This window comes from Halomonas sp. (assembly GCF_014859505.1).
In the GTDB taxonomy this organism is placed as follows: Bacteria; Pseudomonadota; Gammaproteobacteria; order Pseudomonadales; family Halomonadaceae; genus Halomonas.
Genome location: NZ_JACUUD010000117.1, coordinates 1 through 8,086 on the forward strand (window position 1 = coordinate 1; position 8,086 = coordinate 8,086).

Annotated in this window: 6 protein-coding genes; 2 read left to right on the top strand and 4 right to left on the bottom strand. The window is 71.0% G+C overall.

Features of this window, described 5'->3' with window-relative positions:
* The 3 genes from IBX53_RS13010 to IBX53_RS13020 form a co-directional block, all read right to left on the bottom strand.
* Positions 1–569, bottom strand: a 569-nt coding sequence (locus tag IBX53_RS13010) for a DUF938 domain-containing protein (RefSeq protein WP_290909916.1), incomplete at its 3' end; no start/stop codon positions are given.
* 27 nt (positions 570–596) lie between these two features.
* Complete coding sequence (gene rluF / locus IBX53_RS13015; protein ID WP_290909918.1) at positions 597–1,697, bottom strand: 23S rRNA pseudouridine(2604) synthase RluF; 1,101 nt, start codon at positions 1,695–1,697, stop codon at positions 597–599.
* Between the two features lie 96 nt (positions 1,698–1,793).
* On the bottom strand, positions 1,794–2,255 hold the full coding sequence (locus IBX53_RS13020; protein WP_290909921.1) for a YchJ family protein: 462 nt from the start codon (positions 2,253–2,255) through the stop codon (positions 1,794–1,796).
* Between the two features lie 60 nt (positions 2,256–2,315).
* On the opposite strand from IBX53_RS13020, the gene IBX53_RS13025 reads away from it, so the two are divergent.
* Positions 2,316–2,675: a DUF6482 family protein gene (locus IBX53_RS13025; RefSeq protein ID WP_290909923.1), complete on the top strand. Its 360-nt coding sequence runs from the start codon at positions 2,316–2,318 to the stop codon at positions 2,673–2,675.
* Between the two features lie 101 nt (positions 2,676–2,776).
* Positions 2,777–5,545 (top strand): cation-transporting P-type ATPase, encoded by a 2,769-nt coding sequence (locus IBX53_RS13030; protein ID WP_290909925.1) that lies wholly within the window; start codon positions 2,777–2,779, stop codon positions 5,543–5,545.
* A gap of 79 nt (positions 5,546–5,624) precedes the next feature.
* On the opposite strand, the gene hrpB is transcribed toward IBX53_RS13030, so the two are convergent.
* Entirely contained in the window at positions 5,625–8,075 is a 2,451-nt protein-coding gene (gene hrpB / locus IBX53_RS13035) for an ATP-dependent helicase HrpB (protein WP_290909927.1), read from the bottom strand.
* Positions 8,076–8,086: the final 11 nt, after the last annotated feature.

An 8,086-nucleotide genomic window follows, 5' to 3' on the forward strand; every position in this document is an offset into this window, starting at 1 on the left:
GGCATATCCACGACGCGGGCGAGCTCGAGGCCACGGCCCTGCGCCTCGGCCACGACCGCCTCGAGGTCGCGCACGCCCCAGCGCGGATCGTGACGCCTGAGGCTGGCGTCGAAGGCGGCATTGCTGGGCGCGGTGTGCTCGCCGCCCCGCCGATAGGGGCCGTAGAGATAGAGCACGCCACCCGGCACCAGGCGCTCGCCGGCACGGGCCATCAGCGCCTCGGTGACCGCCCAGGGCGAGATATGCAGCAGGTTGATGGCCACGATGGCGTCGAAAGGCTCTGCCGGCCAGCTGGCGGGGTCGGTGGCGTCGAGGTACCGCGGCGCGGCCAGGTTGGGCAGCGCCGTCGTCTCGCGCCAGGCGGCGATGGAGGCCAGCGCCTCGTGGGTGGGGTCGCTGGGCTGCCAGTGCCAGTCGGGCATGCCCCCGGCGCAGTGGAGGGCGTGCTCGCCGCTGCCGCTGGCCACCTCCAGCACCCGGGCCCGCTCGGGCAGGACCTGGCGCAGCACCTCGAGGATCGGCTGCCGGTTACGGGCCGCGGCGGTGCTGTGGAGACGGGCATCGCTCATGGTGGCTCTCGGTCGAGGGAAGGATCGCTACTTCTTTCTGCCCCGGGACTTGCCGGCCGGGCCGCTGCCCCTGGCAGGCCCTGACCCGGGCTTCCTGTTACCGGATGGCTTGGCACCGGCCTTCTTCGGGCTCGCCGCCCTCGCGCTCGGCTTCTTGCCACCCGCCGCCTTGGCACCCGCCGCCTTGCCCGCGGCCGCGCTGCCGCCTGACGCCTTGCGTCTTCCGGGCTTCCCGCTAGCCGGCTTGCCGCCGGCAGCCTTGCCACCCTCGCCGCGGCGCGGCGTAGCGCCCTGGCGGGCGCCCCCTCTGGGGCTCGCTGTCTTGCTGGACCCTGTCTTGCTGGACCCTGCCTTGCCGCCCTGGCGCCGCACGGAGCGGCGGCCGGGGGCCTGGGCCTCGGAGGAGGAGTGCTCGGTCATGGCGAGGATCGTCGACACCTCGGCGGGCGTCAGGTCCCGCCAGTCGCCCTCGGCGAGCCCCTTGAGGGTGACGTTCATGATCCGCAGCCGTTCCAGCTTCACCACCTCGTAGCCGAACACCTCGCACATGCGGCGAATCTGACGGTTCAACCCCTGGACCAGGGTGATGTTGAAGACGAACCGCGACTCCTTGACCACCGGGCACTTCTTGGTGACCTCGCCGAGGATCGGCACGCCGCCGCCCATACCCTGGATGAAGTCGTCGGTGATCGGCTTGTTGACGGTGACCCGGTACTCCTTCTCGTGCTGGTTGCTCGCCCGCAGGATACGGTTGACCAGGTCGCCGTTGTTGGTGAGAAAGATCAGCCCCTGGGAGTCCTTGTCCAGCCGGCCGATGGGGAAGATCCGCGTACCGTGGCCGACGAAATCGACGATATTGGCCTTCTCGCTCGGCTCGGTGGTGCTGACGATGCCCACCGGCTTGTTGAGGGCGATGAAGACCAGGTCCTCCTCCTCCAGTTCCAGCGGCTCGACGAACTGGCCGTTGACCTTGACCACGCTGCCCGGGAAGACCTGGTCGCCGGGGGTGGCGCGCCGGCCGTCGATGCGCACGTTGCCCTGTTCGATGTAACGGTCGGCTTCTCGCCGCGAGCACATGCCGCTCTCGCTGATGTACTTGTTGATCCGTTTCGAGAGGGTCTGGGCCATGGGACGCGTCCGGGACGAGATGAGAATGGGGCCGATTGGCACGGCGGCATGCCGCGCAGTGTAAGGGCTGGCCCGCTCAGCGGCCAGCCGCAGCGGTCACCGGCCCGCCCCGCAGCACGCCTTGAACTTGCGCCCGCTGCCGCAGGGGCAGGCCTCGTTGCGGCCGGGCTTGAGCCGGGTGACCCTGGGGCTACCGTCCAGGTAATACCACCGTCCGGCCTCCCGGAGAAAACGCGAGGCCTCCTCCAGCACCGCGAAGCGCCGCCCCTCGCGAAAGGTGGCGCGGAAATGCACCTGCCCGCTGTCGCCCTCCTCGCCGCTCTCCAGCACCTCGAGGCGCAGCCACCGAGTGGTCGGGTCCGGGGCGAGCTCGGCGGGGCGAGTGCTCGCGTGCCAGCTTTCCAGCAGGTAGCCGGTGAGGTCCAGGGCGAAGGCGCTGTAGCGCGAGCGCATCAGCGCCTCGGGGGTGGGCGCCGGCTCGCCGGCGTGGAACCGGCCACAGCACTGGGCCAGGGACTGGCCGCTGCCGCAGGGGCAGCCATCGGCGGATGACGGCATGACGACTCCTGTACAGGTCGCGATAGAATGACAGCCCATGTCCAACATCGGATGACTCCCATGATACCCCTGGATGCCCCCGCCCTGCCCGCTCGGCTGACCCTGGAAGCGCTGACCGAGCGCCTCGACCCGGAGGCGCCGCCCGTCGTGGAGGTACAGTCGCTGGACATGGGAATCTACCTGGTCCGCCTGCACCACGCCGGCGGCGAGAGCCTGCTGGTGGACGAAAATGGCGAAGGCCGGCGCTTTACCGGCACCCAGTGGATCAGCCGCGCCCTGGCGCCGCTGGGCCTGACCCATGGCACCCTGACCTGGGCCGACGTCACCGACGAGATGGTGGGCCTTCCACAAGCCCCTCCCGTCGAGCCGGCGGCACGCCTGGCCCACGGCACCCGCGTCGCCTTCATGACCCGGGGCTGACAGGCACTTGTCGGCTCTCCTTGCCCTGGATCACTGCACTGCAGCATGCTGTGTGGTAGTTATCCATCAAGCAGCCCCCTGACATGCGCCGGAGGAGAAGGATGACAGAGCCGAGACATAGCGAGCCCACCGCCTGGCATGCCCTGGATGGCGACGAGGCCCTGAAGCGCCTTGAGGGCACCTCCGACGGCCTGGATGGCCAGGAAGCCGCACGCCGCCTGGACGAGCACGGCCCCAACCAGCTCCAGCAGGCAGAGGGGCGCCCCTGGTGGCGGCGCCTGCTGGAGCAGTTCAACAACATCCTGATGCTGGTGCTGATCGTCGCCGCCATCGCCAGCCTGGGGCTGGGTCATACCCTGGACGCGGGCGCAATCTTCGGCGTGGTGCTGATCATCGCCCTGATCGGCTTCTTCCAGGAGGGCAAGGCGGAGCAGGCCCTGGAGAGCATCCGCCAGATGCTCTCGCCCCAGGCCCAGGTGCTACGCGACGGCAAGCGCGAGACCATTCCCGCCGAGGAGCTGGTGCCGGGCGACATCGTGCTGGTTGAGAGCGGTGACCGGGTGCCGGCGGACCTGCGACTGCTGGAGGCCCGGCGTTTTCGCACCGAGGAGGCCTCGCTGACCGGGGAGTCCACCCCGGTGGACAAGGCCATTGATGCGGTGGCGGAGGACGCCGACCTAGGCGATCGCACCGGCATGGCCTTCGCCAGCACCATCGTGGTCCAGGGCAACGCCCGGGGCCTGGTGGTGGAGACCGCCGCCAATACCCAGATCGGCCGCATCTCGGAGATGCTGCGGGGCGTGGAGCAGCTCAAGACCCCGCTGCTGCGCCAGATCGACCGCGCCGGCCAGGTGCTGGCCTTCTTCATCCTGGGCGCTGCGGTGCTCACCGGGGCCTTCGGCGTGCTGGTCCACGGCCAGCCGCTGGTCGACATGTTCATGGCGGCGGTAGGCCTGGCGGTGGCGGCGATCCCCGAGGGCCTGCCGGCCATCGTCACCATCGGTCTGGCACTGGGCGTGCAGACCATGGCGAAGAAGAACGCCATCATCCGCCGGCTGCCCGCGGTGGAGACCCTGGGCTCCATCTCCACCATCTTCTCGGACAAGACCGGCACCCTGACCCGCAACGAGATGACCGCCCAGGCAATCTGGCTGCCCGGAGGAGAGGTACACATCGAGGGGATCGGCTTCGAACCCGAGGGCAGCTTCCATCGCGTCAGCGACGGTGAGCCCGACAGCGAGTCGCTGGACCTCGACGATGACCACGCCCTGCGCCACTTCCTCAAGGTGGGAGTGCTGTGCAACGACGCCGAACTGGCCAAGGAGGAGGGCCGCTGGAAGATCCAAGGCGACCCCACCGAAGGGGCCCTGGTGGTGGCCGCGGCCAAGGCGGGGCTGACCACCGAGGAGCTGCGCGGCAAGCATGACCGCAAGGATGCCATTCCCTTCGAGTCCGAGCGCAAGTACATGGCGACCCTCCACGAACTGGAGGGCGAGCCGCTGCTGCTGGTCAAGGGGGCCCCGGATCGCCTGCTGGAGATGTGCCACCGGGTGCGTGGCAACGGCGAGGACAGCGAACTGGACGTCGAGCTCTGGGAGGAACGCATCCACGACCTCTCCTCCCGGGGCCTGCGGGTGCTGGCGCTGGCCGAACGATCGATCCAGGACGTCCACGAACTGACCGACGAGCACGCCGAGGAGGAGCTGGTGCTGCTGGGGCTGGTGGGGCTGCTTGACCCGCCCCGCGACGAGGCCATCGAGGCGGTCAAGGACTGCCTGGCCGCCGGCATCCGCCCGGTGATGATCACCGGGGATCACGCCGTCACCGCCCTGGCCATCGCCAGGGAGCTCGGCTTCGCCCACACCGAGCGTGCCATCAGCGGCCGCGAGATCGAGGGGATGTCCGATGCCGAACTTGAGGAGGTGATCCTCGAGGTGGATGTCTTCGCACGAGCCTCGCCGGAGCACAAGCTGCGTCTGGTCAAGGCCATGCAGGCCCGGGGCGGCATCTGCGCCATGACCGGCGACGGCGTCAACGACGGCCCGGCGCTGAAGCGCGCCGACGTAGGCGTGGCCATGGGCATCCAGGGCACCGAGGCCGCCAAGGAGGCCGCCGAGATGGTGCTGGCCGACGACAACTTCGCCACCATCGTCGGCGCCATCCGCGAGGGCCGCAAGGTCTACGACAACATCCGCAAGACCATCACCTTCCTGCTGCCCACCAACGGCGGCCAGGGCCTGGCGATCATGCTCGCCGTGCTGGCCGGCTCCACCCTGCCGGTGACCCCGCTGCAGGCGCTGTGGGTCAACATGGTGGTGGCGGTCACCCTGGGCCTGGCGCTCGCCTTCGAGCACACCGAGCCGGATATCATGAGCCGCCAGCCTCGGGATCCGGAGGCCTCGCTGCTGGACCTCTTCCTGCTGTGGCGGGTGGTCTTCGTCTCGCTGCTGCTGCTGGTGGGCGTCTTCGGCATGTTCAGCTGGCTACTGGCCCAGGGCGGCAGCATCGAGCTGGCCCGCACTGGCGCGGTGAACATGCTGGTGATGGGCAGCGCCGCCTACCTGATCAACAGCCGCTTCCTGCTGCGCAGCACCCTCTCCGTCGAGGGCATCTTCGGCAGCCGCCCGGTCTGGGGCTCCATCGGGGTCATCACGGCGCTGCAGCTGGGCTGGACCTACCTGCCCTTCATGCAGGTGATCTTCGCCAGCGAAGGCCTCTCGCCCGGCCACTGGGGGTTGATCCTGACAGGCAGCCTGGCGCTCTACCTGATCGTCGAGATCGAGAAGCGCGTGCTACGCGCCCGGGGCGTCAGCAGCCAGCCCACCGCCAGCGGCAGGGGAGATGACCACAGGGAGGCCGAATCCTCCTGACGCACCGGGTATGCTAGGTGCGGGCGGTGGCCTCGGCGGCCCAGGTGCCGCGGATTCCTCGGGTTCTGGTATGCCAGGATCAGCTACGCCGCTTGGTCCGAGCGGTGGCCTCGGCAGTGAGCGGATCCTCCGGCCAGGGATGCTTCGGGTATCGGCCGCGCATCTCGCGGCGTACCTCCGGGTAGCCATTGGCCCAGAAGCTCGCAAGATCCGCGGTGACCTGCAGCGGGCGGCGCGCCGGCGACAGCAGATGCAACAGCACGGCCTCGCGGCCGTCGGCCACCCGCGGCGAGGCCTGCCAGCCGAAGCACTCCTGCAACTTCACCGCCAGCACCGGCGGCTTGCCCTCACGGCAGGGCGCATAGTCCACCCGATGGCTGGCACCGCTGGGCACCGTGAGCCGCTCCGGGGCCAGGGCCTCGAGCCGCGAGCGCAGCGCCCAGTCGAGGGTGTCGAGCAGCAGACGCGCCAGGGGCAGGCGCTCCACCGCGTCGAGCCGGGTGATGCCCTCCAGGTGCGGGGCGAGCCACACCTCGAGTGTCGCGAGCAGTGCCTCGTCGGACCAATCCGACCACCCTTCTTGCCCATCGTGACCCAGCGTCCGGCGCAGCAGCGCCACCCTGCCCTGCAGCTGGGTCAGGGCGTCATTGCGGGGCAGCCCACGGCGGCGCAGCGCCTCGAGCAGCGCCGCCCTCACCGCCTCCGGGGGCAGCTTGGCGAGGGGCTTGCGCTCCAGCACCACGGCGCCCAGGCCGCGCACCTGCTCGCCGATCAGGCGACCCTGGTCGTCGGACCACTCGAGGCTCGCCCGCCACTCGGCGCACTCGGGGTAGAGCGCCTCGAGGCGCTCAGGAGCTAGCCCCACGGCGCGGAAGATGCGTGCCCCGCTCGCCTCCCCGTCGAGCTCCACCGCCACCAGCAACGCGGCATGGGCCAGGGGGTGGTGGTCGGGCAGGGTCGCCAGTCCCCCGCCGGCCAGGCGGAAGCGGCCCGGGGCATCGAGACGCTGGGCGATTCGCTCCGGATAGGCCAGCGCCACAAGCTCTCCCAGCGGCGAAAGGCTTGCCACCTCGAGGTTGACCCCGGCAATTCGGGCCAGCCGCCGGGCGTCGTGCTGCCACTGGCGATGCTCGCGAGGCTCGCGCAGCCGGGCCTGCAGCGCTCGCTCCAGGTCGCGCTCCTCGTCCAGGCCGCGCCCTTCGAGCAGCGCCACCAGGGCACAGGCCAGCGGCAGCGCCTCGAGTTCGCGGGCGCGCTCCAGCATGGCCGCCAGGCGCGGATGGGTGGGCCAGCGGGCGGCTCGGCGGCCCAGCTCGGTGAGGTGCTGCTCGGCATCCAGCAGCCCCAGGCGGCCGAGCAGCTCGCGACCGGCGGCCAATGCCGCCGCGGGGGGCGGGGTCACCCAGGCGAGGCTTTCGGGGTCGGTCACGCCCCAGCGGGCCAGTTCGAAGGCCAGCGGGGCGAGATCGGCCTGACGGATCTCCGGCTCGCCGTGGGGGATGAGCGGCTGCTCCTCGGCCCAGAGCCTGAGGCAGAGGCCGGGGCCCTGGCGGCCGGCGCGGCCGCGGCGCTGGTCGGCGCTGGCGCGGTTGACGCGGCGCGTCGCCAGGCGGGTCAGGCCGTTTCTCGGCTGGAAGACCGGCACCCGCTCCTGGCCCGCATCCACCACCAGGCGCACCCCATCGACGGTGACGCTGGACTCGGCGATGGCGGTGGCGAGCACCACCCGTCGGCGGCCCTCCGGGTCGGGGCGCAGGGCCCGGCGCTGGGCCTCCAGGGGTAGCCGACCGTGGAGCTCCATGACGGCAAGATCGGGCGCCCGATTGGCCAGCTCCCGGGCCAGGCGGCGGATCTCCGCCACCCCCGGGAGGATCATCAGGGCATCGCCCGCCCGCTGCCCCATGGCGTCGAGTAGCGCCCGGGCCTGCTGGGGCGCGGCCTCCTCCCGGGCATTGATGGCACGGTAGCGCGTCACCACGGGGAAGGTGCGCCCGGGGCAGTCGATCACCGAGGTGCCCTCGCCCAGCACGCCGAGCAGGGCCTCGACGTCAAGGGTCGCCGACATCACCAGCAGGCGCAGGTCGTCGCGCACCGACTGGGCATCCAGGGCCAGCGCCAGGCCGAGGTCCGCCTCCAGGCTGCGCTCGTGGAACTCGTCGAAGAGAATGCCCGCCACCCCCTCCAGCAGCGGGTCCTCCTGCAGCATGCGGGTGAGCACCCCCTGGGTGACCACCTCCAGGCGCGTGGCGGGCCCCACCCGGCTCTCGCCGCGCATGCGGTAGCCCACCGTCTCGCCGACCTTCTCCCCCTGGCTCTCGGCCATAAAGCCGGCGGCCAGCCGCGCCGCCACTCGCCGCGGCTCCAGTAGCAGCAGCCTGCCCTCGGCGGCCCAGGGCGCCTCGAGCAGCGCAAGCGGCACCCGGGTAGTCTTGCCGGCGCCGGGCTCGGCCACCAGCAGCGCCCGGGGATGTGCCGCCAGCGCCGCCTGGATGGCATCGAGCCGCGCCTCGATGGGGAGTGCCGCTGTCATCGAACTGTCAT